Origin of the sequence: Reyranella sp. (assembly GCF_965227665.1) — a bacterium.
Lineage (GTDB): Bacteria > Pseudomonadota > Alphaproteobacteria > Reyranellales > Reyranellaceae > Reyranella.
This window is the reverse complement of record NZ_OZ245767.1, coordinates 5,078,342-5,095,646: the sequence shown is the minus strand read 5'-3', so window position 1 is coordinate 5,095,646 and position 17,305 is coordinate 5,078,342. Positions and strand designations below refer to the sequence as shown.

Sequence of the window (17,305 nt, the reverse complement as noted above, 5' to 3'; positions counted from 1 at the left end):
TTTATCATGAGAAGGGTTGTCTGATGTTGAGTTTGCGTAGACGGGTCGCCTTGGCGGCATCACTCGGATTGGCGGCCGCGATGGCCACGGTATCGGTCCCGGTGGCGGCCCAGACGACGCTGAGGATGGTGTCGCATGCGGACATCAAGATCCTCGACCCGATCTGGACGACGGCGCTGATCACCCGCAACCACGGCTACATGATCTACGACGTCCTGTTCGCCAAGGACGCCGACCTCAAGACCCAGCCGCAGATGGCGGAAAAGTACACCGTCTCCGACGACAAGCTCACCTGGACGATCACCTTGCGCGACGGCCTCGAATGGAGCGACGGCACCCCCGTCACGTCCGAGGACTGCATTGCCTCGATCAAGCGCTGGGGTGCGCGCGACGGGTTCGGCCAGCTGCTGCTACGGGCCACCAAGGACATCAAGGCTATCGACGCCAAGACCTTCGCGTTCGAGCTGAAGGAACCGTTCGGCCTCGTCGTCGACGCGCTCGCCAAGCCGTCGTCGAACGTGCCGTTCATGATGCCCAAGCGCGTCGCTGCAACCGATCCCAACAAGCAGATCGAGGACTATACCGGCTCCGGCCCCTTCATCTTCAAGAAGGAGGAATGGAAGCCCGGCGAGAAGATCGTTTACGTCAAGAACACCAAGTACAAGCCGCGCAACGAGCCGCCCTCGATGCTGGCCGGCGGCAAGGTGGCCAAGGTCGACAGGGTCGAATGGCTGGCCATCACCGATCCCAGCACGGCGGTGAACGCCCTGCTGGCCGGCGAGATCGACCTGATCGAATCGCCGGTGCCCGACCTCTTCCCGATGCTGAAGGCCGACAAGAACATCGCGCTGTTCGGCTGGAACGCGCTCGGTAGCCAGATCATCATGCGCTTCAACACGCTGCACCCGCCCTTCAACAACGTGAAGGCGCGCCAGGCGGCGATGTGGGCGCTCGCCCAGGAAGACATGCTGCGCGCCCAGGTCGGCGATCCCGAAATCTACAAGGTCTGCAACGCGCCGTTCGTCTGCGGCACGACCTACGGCAAGGAATATGGCGACCTGCTGATCAAGCCCGACCTCGAGAAGGCGCGCCGACTCCTGAAGGAGAGCGGCTATGACGGCACGCCGGTCGCGATGCTCCAGCAGACCGACCTGCAATCCTCGAACCAGGTCCAGGCCGTCGCCAAGCAGCAGCTCGAGAAGGCCGGCTTCAAGATCGACCTTCTGGCGATGGACTGGCAGACCGTGGTCACGCGCCGCGCCCGCAAGGAACCGCCGGCGCAGGGTGGCTGGAACATCTTCTTCACCACCAACATCACGCTCGATCTCGACAATCCCGGCATCAACTCCTACGCCGCCGGCACCTGCGAGAAGGCGTGGTTCGGCTGGCCGTGCGACCCCGAGATCGAGGTCCTGCGCGCCGCCTTCATCAAGGAGAGCGACCCGGCCAAGCGCAAGGAGCTGGGCATCGCCATTTCGGACCGCCTGATGGACCAGGGCTTCTACGCCCCGGTCGGCCAGTACAAGGCCTTCGGCGCCTACCGCAAGGACCGCCTCAGCGGCTGGCTTTCCGGCCCGGTTCCAGTGCTCTGGAACATCAGCAAGAAATAACCGCATAGCGTCGATCCATCACGGGAAGGGGGCCTTTGCCGAACCGGCGAAGGCCCCCTTTCTCGTTTGTGCCATCGGCATCGACATTGCTTTATTCCTCGTCGGGCTCGTGGCAGCTTGTGTGAAGTTTGGGTGCTGGAGAAGGGAAAAGTACAAACATGCACGTTATGGGAAGATTGCGGCAGGTCGCGGCCTGTCTGGCCCTGTCGACGGCGGTGGCGTCGGTCGCGGCCCCGGCGTCGGCGCAGACCCTGAAGATGGTCGCCCATTCCGATCTGAAGGTCCTGGACCCGATCTGGACGACCGCCTTCATCACCCGCAATCACGGCTACATGATCTACGACACTCTGTTCGCCCAGGATGCCGAAGCGCGCATCCAGCCGCAGATGGTCGACAAGTACGAGGCCTCGGCCGACAAGCTGACCTGGACCTTCACTCTGCGCGACGGCCTGGCATGGCACGACGGCACGCCCGTCACCGCCGAGGATTGCGTCGCCTCGATCAAGCGCTGGGGCGCCCGCGATTCGCTCGGCCAGGAGATGATGGCCGCGGTCGGCACGATGAAGGCCGTCGATGCCAAGACCTTCCAGATCGTGCTCAAGGAGCCGTTCGGCCTCGTCCTCGAGGCGCTGGGCAAGCCGTCTTCGACCGTGCCGTTCATGATGCCCAAGCGGGTCGCCGAAACCGATCCGTTCAAACAGATCGACGACTATACCGGCTCCGGCCCGTTCGTGTTCAAGAAGGACGAATGGAAGCCCGGCGAAAAGGTGGTCTACGTCAAGAACACCAAGTACCAGCCGCGCGCCGAGCCGCCCTCGATGCTGGCGGGCGGCAAGGTGGTGAAGATCGACCGCCTCGAATGGCTCGCGATCTCCGACCCGATGACGGCGGTCAATGCCCTGACCCAGGGCGAGATCGACCTCATCGAAATTCCGGTGCCCGACCTCTTCCCGCTGCTGAAGGCCGACAAGAACATCGAGCTCTACGGCTGGAACGCGCAGGGCAGCCAGATCATCATGCGCTTCAACCACCTCCACCCGCCGTTCAACAACCTGAAGGCCCGGCAGGCGGCGATGTATGCGATCGCCCAGGAGGACTTCCTGCGCGCCCAGGTGGGCGATCCCGAGATCTACCGCGTCTGCAATGCGCCGCTGGTCTGCGGCTCGCCCTATGAGAAGAGCTACGGCAACCTGCTGGTCAAGCCGGACCTCGAGAAGGCGCGCCAGCTCCTGAAAGAAAGCGGCTATGACGGCACGCCGATCGTCATGATGCATGCGACCGACCTGCTCTCTGCGAACCAGCTGCCGCCGGTCGGCAAGCAGGCGCTCGAGAAAGTCGGCTTCAAGGTCGACCTGCAGTCGATGGACTGGCAGACGGTCGTGACGCGCCGCGCCAAGAAGGATCCGCCGGCGCAGGGTGGCTGGAACATCTTCTACACGACGACCGTCACGGTCGGTTCGGAAAGCCCGACCGGCAACTCCTTCACCAGCGGCGGCTGCGACAAGGCCTGGTTCGGCTGGCCCTGCGATCCGGAGATGGAGAAGCTTCGTTCGTCCTACTCCAAGGAGAACGACCCGGCCAAGCGGAAGGAGATCGCCATGGCCGTCTCCGACCGGGTGATGGACCAGGCCACGTACATCGTGCTCGGCCAGTACAAGGCCTTCGGCGCCTATCGCAAGGACCGCATCAGTGGCTGGCTGCCCGGCCCCGTGCCGGTGATGTGGAACATCACCAAGAAGTAGCGCGAGGACCTGCCGGCGCCTCCAGCGGAAGGCGCCGGTTCCGCCCTCAACGAACGGGGACCTCTGCCGAAAGGCGACGGTCCCCGTTTCCGTGTGGAGCGAGGGTCAGCGCTCCGGCGGACCCACTTCCGGATAGCCCGCGGCGACCTCGCGCGCGATGGCGGCGAACGCCGCTGCGGCCGGCGACAGGGTGAACCGCGACCGCGTGAGCAGACCGATATCCCGCCAGGCGCGCGGTTGCTCCACCATGCGGACCACCATGCCGCCCAACTCCATGCTGCGAAGCGCCAGGCTCGGCAGCACCGCATACCCCAGCCCGGCGCGCACCATCCCGACGGCCGTCGTGAGCGAATCGAGAACATAGGTCGGCTTGATGTCGACGCCCGCGGCTGCAGCTGCACGATCGGCATGGACACGGACGCTGGACTGGTTGTTGACCAGGATGGAATTGAAGCGCGCCAGAGATTTCCAGGTCACGACGGGGCGCGCGGCCAGCGGATGCTGCGTCTGAAGCAGCGCGACAAGGCAATCGCGCATCAGCGGTTCGAAGGACAGGATTCCGTCGGCCTGAAGCTGCAGCCCGAGCCCAATTTCGGCTTGGCCGCTACGCACGCGTTCGGCAAAGGCCGTGGCCTGTGCCTCGTGGAACACCAGCTTGATACCGGGATGGGCTGCGGTGAACCGCGACAGGATGGGCGGCAGCACGCTGCAGCCTACCGACGGCACGAAGGCGAGGTTGAGCGTCCCCTGGCGAGCGTCGCGAAAGTCCGCGGCGCGGCGGCAGGTTTCGTCCAGCTGCTGCAGCGTGTGATGGGCGCTCTGCAGGATCTCGCGGCCCGCCTCGGTGAGTTCGATCCGGCGGGTCGTGCGCCGGAACAGCGCCATGCCCACCTCTTCCTCGAGCTGGCGGATCAGAAGCGAGTAGCCGGGCTGCGTCATGCCCATCCGCCCGGCAGCCTCTGAGAAGGAGTTCAACTCCGCGCCGAGCGCGAACGCACGCAATTGCCGGACGGTGATATTCATATCGCTTCCAAATCAATTCATACGATCTTTATATTTTCCTTATTTGAAGGCGACGAGCAGGATTTGCCCAGTCCTTCCAAACTCATTGCCGAAGATCCGATGAACAGCGTCAAGACCTCGTCCGAGACCGCGCCATCCTGGCCGCGGATCGATGCCGCCCACGTTCACACCCTGCTGGGCGACGGCACGGAACTCGCGTTCCTCGACGTGCGAGAAGAGGGCCTGTTCAACACCGGCCATCCCCTGACGATCGTGTCGATGCCTTTCAGCCATCTGGAAACGCGGATGGCGCCCCTGGTGCCGAGACGCGCGACCCGCATCGTCCTCATGGACCAGAGCGACGACGGGCTCGCCGAGCGCTGCGCCCGTCGCCTCGCGGGCTGGGGCTATACCGCCATCTCCATCCTGAAGAACGGGCTGGAAGGCTGGCGTCAGGCCGGGCTTGAAGTGTTCGCCGGCATCTATGTGCCGAGCAAGGCGTTCGGCGAATTCGTCGAGCATCGCTACGACACGCCGGCCATTGATGCCCCGGAGCTGCGCCGCTGGATCGACCAGGGCAAGGACATGGTGATCCTCGATAGCCGGCCCTACTCGGAGTTCCACAACTACAGTCTGCCCGGCGGCATCGATTGCCCGGGTGCCGAGCTGGTGCACCGTGTCTTCGACCTGCTCGAGCGCGAGGAGACCACCATCGTCGTGAATTGCGCCGGCCGCACGCGCGGCATCATCGGCGCGCAATCGCTGATCAATGCCGGGATCAAGAATCCCGTTGTCTGTGTGCGCAACGGCACGGCCGGCTGGCACCTGAGCGGCGAGACCATGGCCCGCGGCAGCCGGACGGTCGCGCCTCCCCCCTCGCCCAAGGGCCTGGCCGCCGCCATCGAAGCCGCGATGCGCGTTTCGAAACGCTTCGGCGTGCGCGAGATCGATGCGGCCGGGTTGCGCGACCTGCAGGCCGACCCGGCACGCTCGCTCTACTTCTTCGACGTGCGCAGCCCCGAGGAATATGAGGCGGGACACATCAAGGATGCGCGCAGCGCACCTGGCGGCCAGCTGATCCAGTCCACCGATCACTATGTCGGCACGCGCGGCGCGCGCATCGTCCTGTGCGACGACAATGGCGTGCGCGCACGCATGACGGCGTCGTGGCTGATCCAGCTCGGCTGGTCGGAGGTGTTCGTGCTCGCCGGCGGCCTGAGTGCCTGCGGCGGCGCCCTTGAAAAAGGTCCCGAGCCGGTCGAGCTGCTGCCGCCGGACACCGCCGCCGGCGTGGAGCGGATCGGCGTCCTCGAACTCCATCGCCTGCTCGCGACCGGAGAAGCCGTCGTGGTCGACTTGGCCAACAGCCTGCGCTTCCGCGCTCGCCATATCCCCGGCGCCTGGTTCGCGGTGCGCTCGCGGCTGCAGGAAGGGCTCGCCCAGGTCGCGGCCGGCGCCCCCAGGGCAAAGCGGCTGGTGCTGACGTCTGACGATGGCGCGTTCGCGGCCATCGCGGCGGCTGACGCCGCCGCGGCATCACGCCTGCCGGTATCGATCCTCGACGGCGGTACCGCCGCCTGGGCAACGGCGGGTCTGCCACTCGCCAGCGGGCTCGAGAACATGACGTCCGCGACGGACGACGTCTGGTACAGCCCCTACGACTATGACGATCTGCGAAAGTCGATGACGGCCTATCTCACCTGGGAGATCGACCTCATCCAGCAGTTCGAAAAGGACCGCAGCCTGCAGTTCCGTTACTTCCCGCCTGACGCCGTCTGAGAGGGCGGTTCGCCACGAGGTCGCATCGCATGAGCCTGAAAGACATGAAGCTGGGACGCCGCCTCGCCCTTTCCCTCATGGGAGTCGGTATCGCCAACCCAAGAGGGTTTGCTCAGACAGCGACCTATCCGTCGCGCGCGCTCAAGCTGCTCGTGGGCTACCCGCCGGGCGGCGGTGCGGACATCCTTGCCCGGATCTTCGCGAACAAGCTCAGCCCCCTGCTCGGCCAGCCGGTGGTCGTCGAGAACCGGCCCGGTGCCGGCTCGACCATCGCCGCCGCCGCTCTCGCGAGCGCGCCGGCCGACGGCTACACGCTGTTCTTCGCCGAGTCCGGAATCCTCGTGGGACCGACCATCTACGACAAGGTGGGCTACGATCCCCTCACGCTGACGCCGATCGGCGCGTTGGGCAACCTGCCCTACTCGCTCGTGGTGAATCCGTCGTTTCCCGCCAGGAACGTCCGCGAGTTCATCGATGTCCTGAAAGCCAGCCCCGGCAAGTACAGCTATGCCTCGCCCGGAGTCGGCAACATCGCGCATCTCAGCGCGGAGATGTTCCAGAAGGCCGCCGGCGTTCAGATCGTGCACGTCCCCTACAAGGGAGGAACACCGGCGCTGGCGGACCTCGTCAGCGGGCAGGTCCCGATCTGCTTCGTCAGCCTGCCACCGGCGCTCGCGCTGGCGCGCAGCGGCAAGCTCCGCTTGCTTGCGTTGACTTCGGCCAAGCGGTCGCCGGTGGCGCCCGACGTTCCGACCATCAGCGAGACCCTGCCGGGGTTCAACTCGGTCGCCAGCATCTTCCTGCTGGCGCCTCCCGAGACTCCGGCCACCATCGTGTACCGGCTCAACGCCGCGATGCGCTCCATCATGTCCATGCCCGACGTGCTGTCCGACTTCATCGCCCAGGGAGCAATCGTCGAGACGAGCAGCCCGAAGGAACTGGCAACCCTATTCCGCCAGGAACTCGCCTCCTGGGGATCGATCGTCAAGTCCGCCGGCGTCCGGATGGAGTGACCTCCCCGCCCGATGAACGGGCGAGGAGGTCGAAGACTCTCTATGCCGCCACGGCGAGCGGCTCTTCATGCCACCGCTGCGTGGCCTCGGCGACGCGGCGGCCGAGCGCCTCGAAGGTCTTGAAGTCGCTGGCGCCGATCCCCTCGACGCCCTGATCGGCGTTGGCCTGGGCCATCGCACCGATCGATGCGCCCACCCGATTGAGGTCGGCACTCGAACCCTTGGAATGGTTGTTGCCCGGCGGCAGACCGAGGCCAACCCACACCATGCCATGCTGAACCGCGAGCGTGAGCAGCTGGTAGAGCGTGTTGTGCTTGTCGCCGTTCCACGAAGCCGAGACGGTGAAGCCCGCGGCGAGCTTGTTGCGCCACTTGCCCTCCATCCAGCGGCTCGACGTCCAGTCCTTGAACTTCGCGAAGTCGGCCGACACGCCGCCCATGTAGGTCGGGCTGCCGAAGACGATGGCATCGGCGGCGTCGAGCTCGGCCCCGCGGGCCTCTGCCTCGGCAACCGGGACCAGGCTGACGACGGTGCCCGCAACCGCTCGTGCACCGGTGGCCACGGCCTCGGCGAGCGCCTGCGTATGTCCATATCCCGAGTGATAGACGATGGCGACATTGGTCATGATGACTTCCAATCCTTTGATTTCACTGGAGAAAACGATCAATCGTTTCCCCGTATGAGTTGCTTACACAAAGTGACTGGAAACATCTGGGATGGCCGCTATATATTCCCAAGTAGGTACCAATTCGTAACCTAAGGTTTTTTCTCCATGAGCATGTCGACCCCCGCGACCGCCGCCCAGGCCAAGGAAAGCGTCAGCTGCCCGATGGACTTCATCCTGCGTATGCTGATGGGGCCGTGGACGACCTACATCCTCTACAATCTCCGCACCCACGGGCCGCAGCGCTTCGGCGAGCTCAAGCGCCGCGTGTCGGGCATTTCGGCCAAGATGCTGACCGAGCGCCTGCGCACTCTCGAAGGCGCGGCGCTGGTGAAGCGCGATTACGAAGCGACCATCCCACCCAAGGTCACCTACTCCCTCACCAAGCGCGGCGGCGAGCTGGACGAGGTCATGGACCGGCTGGCGGAGATCGCCATCCGCTGGGAGGCCGAGGACGCCGCCAAGCGCAATGGCCGCTTGATCGAGCCGAAAGTGCCTGAGAAGGCGGCGGTGCTGCAGGCAGCCGAGTAACGGTCAGCCGCACAGCCAGATGTTCACGGCGAAGCGGCCATCGCCAAAAGCGCCCGCCGGGCACGAGACGCGCTCGACCTCGTGACGCGCCGTCGAGGGGAAGACGAGCAGGCTGTCGTGCTTCGGCTCGACATCGATCGTCTGGCCGCCGCCCAGGTCGAAGAGCCGGAGTCGGCCGCCCGTGAAGCGGCGCGGCTCGCGGTGGAAGTAGTAGACCATGGTGAGCCGCCGGCGGCCGCCGGGCGTGTACTGGTCGCCGGTGAAGGTGTCGGTGTGCGGCCGGTAGAAGGCGCCGTCGCCATGCGCCACCACTTCCATCTGCGTGCTGTTGGGCGGCGTGCGCGTCATCTCGAAATCTGTCTCCAGCCCGGACTGCAGGGCCAGCGCCTTGCGGTGGAGCGGTCCGGCAAAGGCACCGAGATCCTTCAGGACGGCTGATTGTCGGGTCAGCGCTTCGTGTCGGCCGGTGCCCTCATGGGCAAGTCGTGTCGGCGTGAACTGCGTTTCGGCGGCGAGCGCATGGGCCAGCAATCGCGCCGAGGGGCCCTCGCCCAGCCATCCGGCGAGGATCCTATGGGGCGGAAACCGTCCGGTAAGGAAACTCAATTCCGGCATCCGCCAGCTTTCGGCGTGTTAAGCGATGCTGGCAAGGCATTGTTTTGAAAGGCCAATCCCGGCAGCGCTCAGGTACGGCCTGAGGGCGTTAAAGCAAGAAGCCAGAAAGAGCTGCCAACTGCGAGAGCCAGATGAGCCACTACTCCCGATAGTTAAGGTAAACTCTGAGCTGATCAATCCGCCCAGAGCTCACCTAAAATCTTAGCTGAACCCAAACAGATGCCCGAAAATCCAGGGTATCGCCTTACTTCTTCGACACGCCCCAGAAGACCGTCACGGGCGGCGGCGGGTTGAGGGTGCTGATGTTCGAGCGCACAGCGCTGACGCCGAACCATTCGCCGAGCGGCACGTGGGTCACCACCTTGATGGCACGCTCCTGGACCGCGGTGGCGGCGGCCTTCTTCTCGGCTTCCGTGCTCGCCTGCACGTACTTGTCGCGCAGCTTCTCCAGCTCCTCGTCACAGGGCCAGCCGGACCGCGCCTTGTCGCAGCTGGCGATCAGGAAGGGAGTCATCAGCGGATCGAGGATGTCGACCTGCGACCAGCTCGTGGAGAAGGCGTTCCAGCCGCCCTCGGACACCGGTCCCTTCTTGGCCAGACGGACGATCACGCTCTGCCAGTCCATCGAAATCATGTCCACCTTGAAGCCCGCCCGCTCCAGCAGCGCTTTGGCCACCGGCCCGAGCTGCTTGATCACACCGAGGTCGGTCGGCGCCAGCAGGGTCACCGGCGTGCCGTCGTAGCCGGCTTCCGCCAGCAGGGCCCTGGCCTTGGCGGCATTGCCCTCGACCAGTCCGGCCATGCCGGCGTCGGTCGCCAGCGGCGAGCCGCAAGTGAACATCGCCTTGCAGGTCTGGTAGAAGCGCTTGTCGCCGATATTGGCCTGCAGGAAATCCTCCTGGTTGAGGGCCAGCGCAGCAGCCTGACGGACCTTCTCGTTGTTGAAGGGCGGCAGCAGCCAGTTGGGCCGGAAGGCATACTGGTTGGATACCCGCCCCTTGATAACGCGGATGCCCTTGTCCTTCTCGACCAGCGGCAGATGATCGGCGGAGACGCCTTCGAGATAGTCGATCTCGCCGTTCAGGAGGGCATTGACCTGGGTCTCAGCGTCTGAGATCGAGAGCCACTCGACCCTGTCGACCTTCACGACCTTGCCGCCGGACAGGCCCGACATCGGCTCCGAACGCGGCTTGTACTTGGCGAACTTGGTGTAGACGAGCTTCTCGCCGGGCTTCCATTCGTCCTTCTTGAACACGAAGGGACCGGAGCCGATGTAGTCCTCGATCTGCTTGAACGGATCGGTCTCGGCGATCCGCTTGGGCATCATGAAGGGTACGACCACCGAGGGCTTGCCCAGCGACTCGATCACCGCCCCGAACTTCTCCTTCAGCACGATCTGGAAGGTCTTGGGATCGACGACCTTATATTCCTTCAAGGCCTGCGCCATCTTCTGGCCCATCGCGTCGCGCGCCGACCAGCGCTTGAGCGAGGCGATACAATCCTCCGCGGTCACCGGCTGACCGTCATGCCATTCCAGCCCGTCGCGCAACTTGAAGGTCCAGACCAGGCCGTCGTCGCTGGTGGTCCAGCTATCGACCATCTGCGGCTTCACCTGGAACTTCTCGTCCATGGCGAACAGCACGTCGTAGAGCATGTAGCCGTGATTGCGCGTGATGTAGGCGCCGCTCCAGATCGGATCGAGCACCTTCACGTCGGAGTGCATGACCACCTTGAGCGTCTGCGCCGAGGCGATCGGGACGGCGGACACGGTGGCGAACGCCGCCACGGCGGAGAGTATAAAACGACGCATGAATGGCCCCCAATGAACAACGCGAGGGCCAAAATTCTAGGGCGAGTTCACAGCCTGTGTCAGTGCGATATGCGCGACTGGATGAAAAAGAAACTTCCTCCGGCGGAACGCGCCTCGCGAATCCTGACACGCTTCTTGCAGGTGCCCCAACCGAAAATCAGAGATCGAGCTTGTAGACGCGCGTCGCCGTTCCCGAGAACAAGGCCTTCTTCTCCGTCGCCGATGCACCGGACGAGATCCGCTTGAAGGCGTTCCACAGGACGCCGTAACCCGAGGTGATCTTGTCGACGGGGAAGTTGCTCTCGTACATGCAGCGGTCGACGCCGAACAGGCCGATCGTGGTCTCGACCCAGGGCCGGAACGCCTCGGCCAACTCCTGCGAGCCCGGGGGCGTCGGGCGACGATAGAACTCGAAGAAGCCCATCGCCATGCCGAGCCCACCGACCTTCACCACGATGTTCTGCCGCCTGGAAAGCTCGGCCATCGACTTCTTCCAGGCCGTGCGGACCTCGTCGTGACGGCCCGCGTAGCCGGCATAGCCCAGCGGGCCGCCGACATGGTCGAGCACGATCGTCGTGCCGGGGAAGGCGTCGGCCAGTTCGGCGATCTCGGAAAGCTGCGGATGGTAAAGCCAGGCGTCGAACGTCAGGTCGCGCTTCGCCAGCTCGCGGAAGCCCTCCCGCCATGTCAGGTCGCGGGTCTGCTCGGGCGGCGGATCGTTGCGGGAGTTGCGGATGCCCGGATCGGCGTCCCAGCCGGTCTGGTGCCGGATGCCCTTGAAGCGTCCGTTGCCGGCGGCGATCTGGGCATCGAACACGTCGCCTGCCTTCTCACCGAGGCGCAGGTCGACATGGCCGACGATGCCGGCGCAGGCGCGCAACTCCCCGTACAGGCCCGACGCGCTCATCGCCGCGACGCCGTTGGCGAACTCGGTCTCGCCGATGCAGCGCAGCTCGGCAGGACCGTCCTTGCGGTACATCGAATGGCAATCGACGTAGACGGTACCCACGATGTTGTGGCCGGTCCGCGTGTCGGCCAGCAGGTCGTGGAACAGATAGTCGTTGCCGGTGCGCTGCCAGAGATGGTGATGCGGGTCGACGATCGGCAAGTCGGGCTCGAGCGCGGGCTCACTCACCTTCGCCACCCACGCCGGATCGGGGTTCATCACGTTGCCGAGGCTTTCGGCGGGCTGGGCCATCGTTTCCTCCCTCGCAGGCGTTCGTTAGTGGATCGGCTCTTCGGCGATCATCGAGACGTGAGCATGAACGACCTTCCAGCCGACTTCGGGAAAGCGCACCCAGGTCTGCGTCTGCCGGCCGGTCATCTCCTTGCCGCGCACCTTGTAGACCAGCGAGACCGTCGCCATGTCGCGGCCCAGGGTGACGATGTCGAGCCGCAGCCGCTTCTCCTTGCTGCCGGGCCCCGGCGGACGGGCGACGCGAAAGGCATGGATGCGATCGAAGCCGTAGCCGTGTTCGTTGTTGGCGAGACGGATCGTGTGCGGGCTGTTCCAGAAGGTGGCATCGAGCACCTCCACGTTCTTGTCGATCAACGCCTGCTCGTAGCGTTCGAACAGTTCGCGCACCTCGGCCACGATTTCAGGAATATTCGGCGTCAGATCCGTCACGCTCACCTCGCTCTTGCTGGATTTCCCACGACAGTAGCACCCGCCGGCACGTCGCGCGTGACGACGGCACCCGCGCCCACGATCACCTCGTCACCGATGGTGACGCCCGGCAGCACGATGGCGCCGCCGCCGATCCAGACATCGGCGCCGATCGTCACCGGCCGGCCGAACTCCAGGCCGGCGCGACGCTGCGCGGGATCGCGTGGATGGTCTGCGGTCAGGATCTGCACGCCGGGGCCGATCTGCGTGCGGTCGCCGATCGTGACCTGCACCACATCGAGGATGATGCAGTTGAAGTTGAGGAACACGCCCTTGCCGAGGCTGATGTTGTAGCCGTAGTCGCAATGGAAGGGCGGCCGGATATAGGCACCCTCGCCCACCTCGGCCAGCATCTCGCGCAACAGCGCCGGATAGTTCTTCTGCGTGGCCGCGATCGAGGCGTTGTAACGATCCATCCACTCGGCTACGCGACGGGCATCGGCGGCAAGCTCCTCGCCGGTCGCCACGTAGAGCTCGCCCGCCAGCATCTTCTGCTTTTCGCTCGCCAAGACGCCTCCTTCTCGAAGGCGCGATCAGCCCGCCGCCTTCTCCATCGCGCGGGCGACCGCGACCAGGGTCGCGTCGCTGCCGCGCGGGCCGATGATGGACAGGCCGACCGGCAGACCGTCAACCGTCGTGGCACCGGGCAGATTGACCTGCGGAAAGCCCGCCAGCCCACCCTGCGCACAAAGACAGGTGATGCGGTCGCGCAGCGGGTCGAGCACCGAGAGCGGCAGGCCAACCTTCGGCGCGGGAAACGGCGTGGTCGGCAGGCAGAGGATGGCGCCTGGCGGCAGCAGGTATTTCATGCGGCCGCGCGCCTCCTGCCGCATCAGGTTGGCCCAGACCTTCTCGCCTTCGGGAATCATCGAGCCGGCGACCAGCGCCTTGGCGACCGAGAAGGCGAAGCGCGGGTTGCGCTCGTCGAGCCACGGCTTGAACGTCGCGTAGGCCTCGGCAGGCTGCAGCGTGCGCTGGGCGCGCGCCCACACCGACAGGCCCTGCGGCGCCATGATCTCCTCGCGGCTCGAACCGATGACGGCCGCCAGCTTCTTCACCATCGGCTGCAGCGCCTCCGATGTGTCGGCATCGGCGAAGCCGAAAGCGTCGACCGCGACGATGAGCTTGGAGGGCAGCGCCGACCGGATCTCCTCGCCCAACATCACGCTGCAGACTTTCGCGAAAGTCTCGGCGTCGCGCGCGAACCATCCGGTCGTATCGGAGGTCGGCGCCTGGGGCAGCATGCCCGTGACGTCGATGCGGCCATGGGTCGGGCGGATGCCGTAGAGCCCGCAGAAGCTGGAGGGCACGCGCACCGAGCCGCCGGTATCGGTACCCAGTGCCGTATCGCAGATTCCTGCGGCCACGGCGGCGGCAGAGCCCGACGACGAGCCGCCGGGCACGCGTCCCGGAGCGCGGACGTTCTTCGGCGTGCCGTCGAAGGCGTTCTCGCCCAGGATGCCGAGCGAGACCTCGTCGGTGATGGTCTTGCCGATCAGGGTTGCGCCGGCATCGAGCAGCGTCTGCACCGCCCAGGAATGCCTGTCGGGAATGGGGCGTCCAGTCGGCCAGTCATGATTTCCGCCGCCGGTCGGCACCCCGGCGACGTCGAACAGATCCTTGGCCGCGAAGGTGAGGCCCGCCAGCGGACCACCCGCACGGCCCTCGATGCGCACACGTGGGCCGGGAACGAAGGCGCCGATCTCGTCAGTCATGGAACGCTACTCTCTTTGACGATCTATTCAGCCGGCGCCGCCGGCATGCGGCCCTTGGTGCGCCAGCGCCTCGCCCAGCCGGGGCTGAACTTCATGCCGGTGAGCTTGTCGAACCACATGTAGACGACAGGCGTGATGAACAGCGTGAGCAGCTGCGACACCATCAGGCCGCCGACGACGGTGATGCCGAGCGGCTGGCGCAGTTCGGCGCCGGCGCCATGGCCCACGGCGATCGGCAGGGCGCCGAGCAGCGCGCAGACCGTCGTCATCATGATCGGCCGGAAGCGCAGCAGCGCGGCCTCCACGATCGCCGTCTCGGCATCGGCCCCTTGCCCGCGCCGCTCGATCGCGAAGTCGACCATCATGATGGCGTTCTTCTTCACGATGCCGATCAGCATCACCACGCCGATCAGCGCGATCACCGACAGGTCCATGCCGAAAAGCATCAGGGTGGCCAGGGCGCCGATGCCGGCCGACGGCAGGCCCGACAGGATCGTCAGCGGATGGATGAAGCTCTCGTAGAGGATGCCCAGGATGATGTAGATCACCAGCACCGCCGCAAAGAGCAGCAGGCCCTGGTTCGCGACCGCCTGCTGGAAGACCTGGGCGCTGCCCTCGAAGCTGGTCGTGATGGTGGCCGGCAGGCCGATCTCCGTCGCCGCCGCCTGGATATCGCGCACCGCGTCGCCCAGCGCCACGCCCGGCGCCAGGTTGAAGGAGATCATGACCGAGGGAAGCTGGGCGATGTGGTTCACCGTCAGCGACGTCGGCTTGTCGATGCGCTTGGCCAGCGTATCCAATGGCACGAGTCCGCCGTTCGGCGTGCGGACCTGCAAACGCCGCAGGATGTCGCCGGCATCGCCGTACTTCGGATCGGCTTCGAGGATCACCTGGTAGGTGTCGTCAGACGCGTAGATGGTCGACACCTGGCGCGTGCCGAACGCCGAGTAGAGGAGAAGCCGGATCTGGTCGACCGACACGCCGAGCCGCGAGGCAATGTCGCGATCGATGTCGATCATGGCCGAGCGGGCGCGCACCTGCAGATCGGAGTTCACGTCGAGGATCGAGGGAATGCGGCGCATCCTCGCTTCCATCAGGGGGCCGTACTCGCGCAGCAGGTTGAGATCGCTCGACCGCATGCCGAACTGGTATTGGGCACGGCTCTGCGTCGTGGAAATGTTGATCGACTGGGCGGCCTGGAAATACACGTTGATGCCCGGGACGGCCGCCGTCGCCCGGCGCAACCGGGCGATGACCTGCTGGGCACTGTCCGTGCGCTCGGGCTTGTCGCGCAACATGATGAAGATGCGTCCGGAATTCACCGTCGCCGCCGCGTTGCCGCCACCGACGGTCGACATGACCGAGGCCACGTCGGGATCCCGGCGGATCACTTCGGCCAACGCCGACTGGCGGGCCACCATCGCGTCGAAGGACGCGTCGTCCGGCCCGATCGTGGAGCCCTGGATCTGGCCGATATCCTCCGACGGGAAGAAACCCTTCGGGATCGCCTGGAAGAGCATCGCCGTCACGACGAAGGTGCCGACGGTGATCGCGAGCACCAGCCGGGGATAGCGGACCGTGTGCCGCAAGGCCCAGCCATAGCCGTTGGTGATCTTCGTGAAGCCCCACTCGAAACTGCGCAGGAGCGCATTGTGCTTTTCGTGATGGTTGATCGGCTTCAGCCAGCGCGAGCAGAGCATCGGCGTGAGGGTCAGCGACACGACGCCCGAGATCAGGATGGCGAAGGCGATGACGAGGCCGAACTCGTTGAACATGCGCCCGACGACGCCGCCCATGAACAGCACGGGAATGAACACCGCGACCAGTGACAGCGTCATGGAGACGATCGTGAAGCCGACCTCCTTGGAGCCCTTGAGCGCGGCCTCCATCGGCTTCTCGCCCGCCTCGATGTGACGGACGATGTTCTCCAGCATGACGATGGCGTCATCGACCACGAAGCCGACCGCAAGGGTCAGCGCCAGCAGCGATATGTTGTCGATCGAGTGGCCGCAGAGATACATGCCGGCGAAGGTGCCGATGACCGAGATCGGCAGCGCGATCGCCGGGATCATGGTCGCGCGGAAACTGCGCAGGAAGAAATAGATCGCGACGATCACCAGAAGCGCGGCCAGTGCCAGGGTGAATTCGACGTCGTCGATCGCTTCGCGGATCGGCTTCGACCGGTCGGCCAGCAGGTGGATCTCGACCCCCGCCGGCAGTTCGGCCTGGATCTGCGGGATGATCGCCTTCACCCGGTCGACCACCTCGACGGTATTGGCATCTGGCTGGCGATAGACGCCCATCACGATGGCGCGCGTGCCGTCGAGCCAGCTCGCGACCTTGTCGTTCTCGACACTGTCGATGACGGTGGCCACGTCGGAAATGCGGACCGGCGCGCCGTTCTGCCAGGTGACGATCACCGGCATGTAGTCAGCAGCCTTGCTGATCGGCCCCGTGGCTTCGAGAATCGCGTTCTGCTTCTGATCCGCGATAGATCCGACCGGCTTGCTCGAGTTGGCGTTGACGACGGCGTTCTGCAGCTCCTGCAAAGTGAGGCCGCGAACCGCAAGCTGGTCGAGGTCGGCGCGGACGCGGACGGCGAACTTCTGCGAGCCGAAGATTAGCACCTGCGCCACGCCCGGCAGGGTCGAGACGCGCGGCATGATCGCCCGGTTGACGAAGGCGTCGACGTCCGAGAGCCGGGCCTGGTTCGACTTGAGCGCCAGGAACATCACCGCCCAGTCGGCCGGATTGACCTTGCGGAAGCTGGGCGGGGTCGTCATCTCGGGCGGCAGTCGCCGCATGGCCGAGGAAATCGCCGACTGGACGTCCAGGGCGGCGCCGTCGATGTTCCGGTTGAGGTCGAACTGGAGCACGATCGAGGTGTTCCCGAGCGACGACGTCGAGGTCATCGTGGTCACGCCGGCGATCGTCGAGAACTGACGTTCGAGGATCGAGGCCACCGAGGCGGCCATCGTTTCAGGGCTGGCGCCGGGCAGCTGCGCGGTGACCTGGATGGTCGGGAACTCGACCCTCGGGACCGCGGCGACCGGGAGCTGCTTGTAGGCGAATATGCCGCCGAGGACGAACGATGCCATCAGCAGGATGGTCATCACCGGACGGCGGATGCAAAGTTCAGAAATGTTCACGTCCCGCCT

At 65.4% G+C, this 17,305-nt stretch carries 14 protein-coding genes; 5 read left to right on the top strand and 9 right to left on the bottom strand.

Annotated elements, in window-relative coordinates:
- Nucleotides 1–80 precede the first annotated feature (80 nt).
- Entirely contained in the window at nt 81–1,610 is a 1,530-nt protein-coding gene (locus tag ACO07I_RS24585; protein WP_422012093.1) for an ABC transporter substrate-binding protein, read from the top strand.
- 158 nt (nt 1,611–1,768) lie between these two features.
- Nucleotides 1,769–3,352 (top strand): ABC transporter substrate-binding protein, encoded by a 1,584-nt coding sequence (locus ACO07I_RS24580; RefSeq protein ID WP_422012091.1) that lies wholly within the window; start codon nt 1,769–1,771, stop codon nt 3,350–3,352.
- Nucleotides 3,353–3,457: 105 nt separating this feature from the next.
- Here the strand turns inward: ACO07I_RS24580 and ACO07I_RS24575 are convergent, their stop codons facing one another.
- Nucleotides 3,458–4,375 (bottom strand): LysR family transcriptional regulator, encoded by a 918-nt coding sequence (locus ACO07I_RS24575; protein WP_422012089.1) that lies wholly within the window; start codon nt 4,373–4,375, stop codon nt 3,458–3,460.
- Between the two features lie 99 nt (nt 4,376–4,474).
- Between ACO07I_RS24575 and ACO07I_RS24570 the strand changes: the two genes are divergently transcribed.
- Nucleotides 4,475–6,133, top strand: coding sequence for a rhodanese-like domain-containing protein (locus ACO07I_RS24570; RefSeq protein WP_422012088.1), 1,659 nt, complete (start codon nt 4,475–4,477; stop codon nt 6,131–6,133).
- Between the two features lie 29 nt (nt 6,134–6,162).
- On the top strand, nt 6,163–7,146 hold the full coding sequence (locus ACO07I_RS24565; protein ID WP_422012086.1) for a Bug family tripartite tricarboxylate transporter substrate binding protein: 984 nt from the start codon (nt 6,163–6,165) through the stop codon (nt 7,144–7,146).
- Nucleotides 7,147–7,186: 40 nt separating this feature from the next.
- Here the strand turns inward: ACO07I_RS24565 and ACO07I_RS24560 are convergent, their stop codons facing one another.
- Nucleotides 7,187–7,771, bottom strand: a complete 585-nt coding sequence (locus tag ACO07I_RS24560; RefSeq protein ID WP_422012084.1) for a flavodoxin family protein — start codon at nt 7,769–7,771, stop codon at nt 7,187–7,189.
- A gap of 147 nt (nt 7,772–7,918) precedes the next feature.
- On the opposite strand from ACO07I_RS24560, the gene ACO07I_RS24555 reads away from it, so the two are divergent.
- Nucleotides 7,919–8,341: a winged helix-turn-helix transcriptional regulator gene (locus ACO07I_RS24555; RefSeq protein ID WP_422012082.1), complete on the top strand. Its 423-nt coding sequence runs from the start codon at nt 7,919–7,921 to the stop codon at nt 8,339–8,341.
- A 3-nt stretch (nt 8,342–8,344) separates the two neighbouring features.
- Here ACO07I_RS24555 and ACO07I_RS24550 read toward each other — a convergent pair whose 3' ends face one another.
- The 7 genes from ACO07I_RS24550 to ACO07I_RS24520 form a co-directional block, all read right to left on the bottom strand.
- On the bottom strand, nt 8,345–8,947 hold the full coding sequence (locus ACO07I_RS24550; protein WP_422012080.1) for a 2OG-Fe(II) oxygenase: 603 nt from the start codon (nt 8,945–8,947) through the stop codon (nt 8,345–8,347).
- A 253-nt stretch (nt 8,948–9,200) separates the two neighbouring features.
- Nucleotides 9,201–10,766, bottom strand: a complete 1,566-nt coding sequence (locus ACO07I_RS24545; RefSeq protein ID WP_422012078.1) for an ABC transporter substrate-binding protein — start codon at nt 10,764–10,766, stop codon at nt 9,201–9,203.
- Nucleotides 10,767–10,923: 157 nt separating this feature from the next.
- Nucleotides 10,924–11,964, bottom strand: coding sequence for an amidohydrolase family protein (locus ACO07I_RS24540; RefSeq protein ID WP_422012076.1), 1,041 nt, complete (start codon nt 11,962–11,964; stop codon nt 10,924–10,926).
- A 24-nt stretch (nt 11,965–11,988) separates the two neighbouring features.
- Nucleotides 11,989–12,393, bottom strand: a complete 405-nt coding sequence (locus ACO07I_RS24535; protein ID WP_422012074.1) for an AtzH-like domain-containing protein — start codon at nt 12,391–12,393, stop codon at nt 11,989–11,991.
- Between the two features lie 2 nt (nt 12,394–12,395).
- Nucleotides 12,396–12,941 carry a sugar O-acetyltransferase gene (locus tag ACO07I_RS24530; protein WP_422012072.1) on the bottom strand — a complete coding sequence of 182 codons (546 nt, stop codon included), beginning with the start codon at nt 12,939–12,941 and terminating at the stop codon, nt 12,396–12,398.
- Nucleotides 12,942–12,965: 24 nt separating this feature from the next.
- Nucleotides 12,966–14,147: an amidase gene (locus tag ACO07I_RS24525; RefSeq protein ID WP_422012070.1), complete on the bottom strand. Its 1,182-nt coding sequence runs from the start codon at nt 14,145–14,147 to the stop codon at nt 12,966–12,968.
- A 23-nt stretch (nt 14,148–14,170) separates the two neighbouring features.
- On the bottom strand, nt 14,171–17,296 hold the full coding sequence (locus ACO07I_RS24520; RefSeq protein ID WP_422012068.1) for an efflux RND transporter permease subunit: 3,126 nt from the start codon (nt 17,294–17,296) through the stop codon (nt 14,171–14,173).
- Between the last annotated feature and the right edge of the window lie 9 nt (nt 17,297–17,305).

Excerpts from the sequence above, each read along its gene's own strand:
- ACO07I_RS24545 (WP_422012078.1), bottom strand. The coding sequence starts at position 10,766 with ATGCGTCGTTTTATACTCTCCGCCGTGGCGGCGTTCGCCACCGTGTCC.
- ACO07I_RS24555 (WP_422012082.1), top strand. The coding sequence starts at position 7,919 with ATGAGCATGTCGACCCCCGCGACCGCCGCCCAGGCCAAGGAAAGCGTC.
- ACO07I_RS24575 (WP_422012089.1), bottom strand. The coding sequence starts at position 4,375 with ATGAATATCACCGTCCGGCAATTGCGTGCGTTCGCGCTCGGCGCGGAG.
- ACO07I_RS24540 (WP_422012076.1), bottom strand. The coding sequence starts at position 11,964 with ATGGCCCAGCCCGCCGAAAGCCTCGGCAACGTGATGAACCCCGATCCG.
- ACO07I_RS24580 (WP_422012091.1), top strand. The coding sequence starts at position 1,769 with ATGCACGTTATGGGAAGATTGCGGCAGGTCGCGGCCTGTCTGGCCCTG.
- ACO07I_RS24570 (WP_422012088.1), top strand. The coding sequence starts at position 4,475 with ATGAACAGCGTCAAGACCTCGTCCGAGACCGCGCCATCCTGGCCGCGG.
- ACO07I_RS24585 (WP_422012093.1), top strand. The coding sequence starts at position 81 with ATGGCCACGGTATCGGTCCCGGTGGCGGCCCAGACGACGCTGAGGATG.
- ACO07I_RS24560 (WP_422012084.1), bottom strand. The coding sequence starts at position 7,771 with ATGACCAATGTCGCCATCGTCTATCACTCGGGATATGGACATACGCAG.
- ACO07I_RS24565 (WP_422012086.1), top strand. The coding sequence starts at position 6,163 with ATGAGCCTGAAAGACATGAAGCTGGGACGCCGCCTCGCCCTTTCCCTC.
- ACO07I_RS24525 (WP_422012070.1), bottom strand. The coding sequence starts at position 14,147 with ATGACTGACGAGATCGGCGCCTTCGTTCCCGGCCCACGTGTGCGCATC.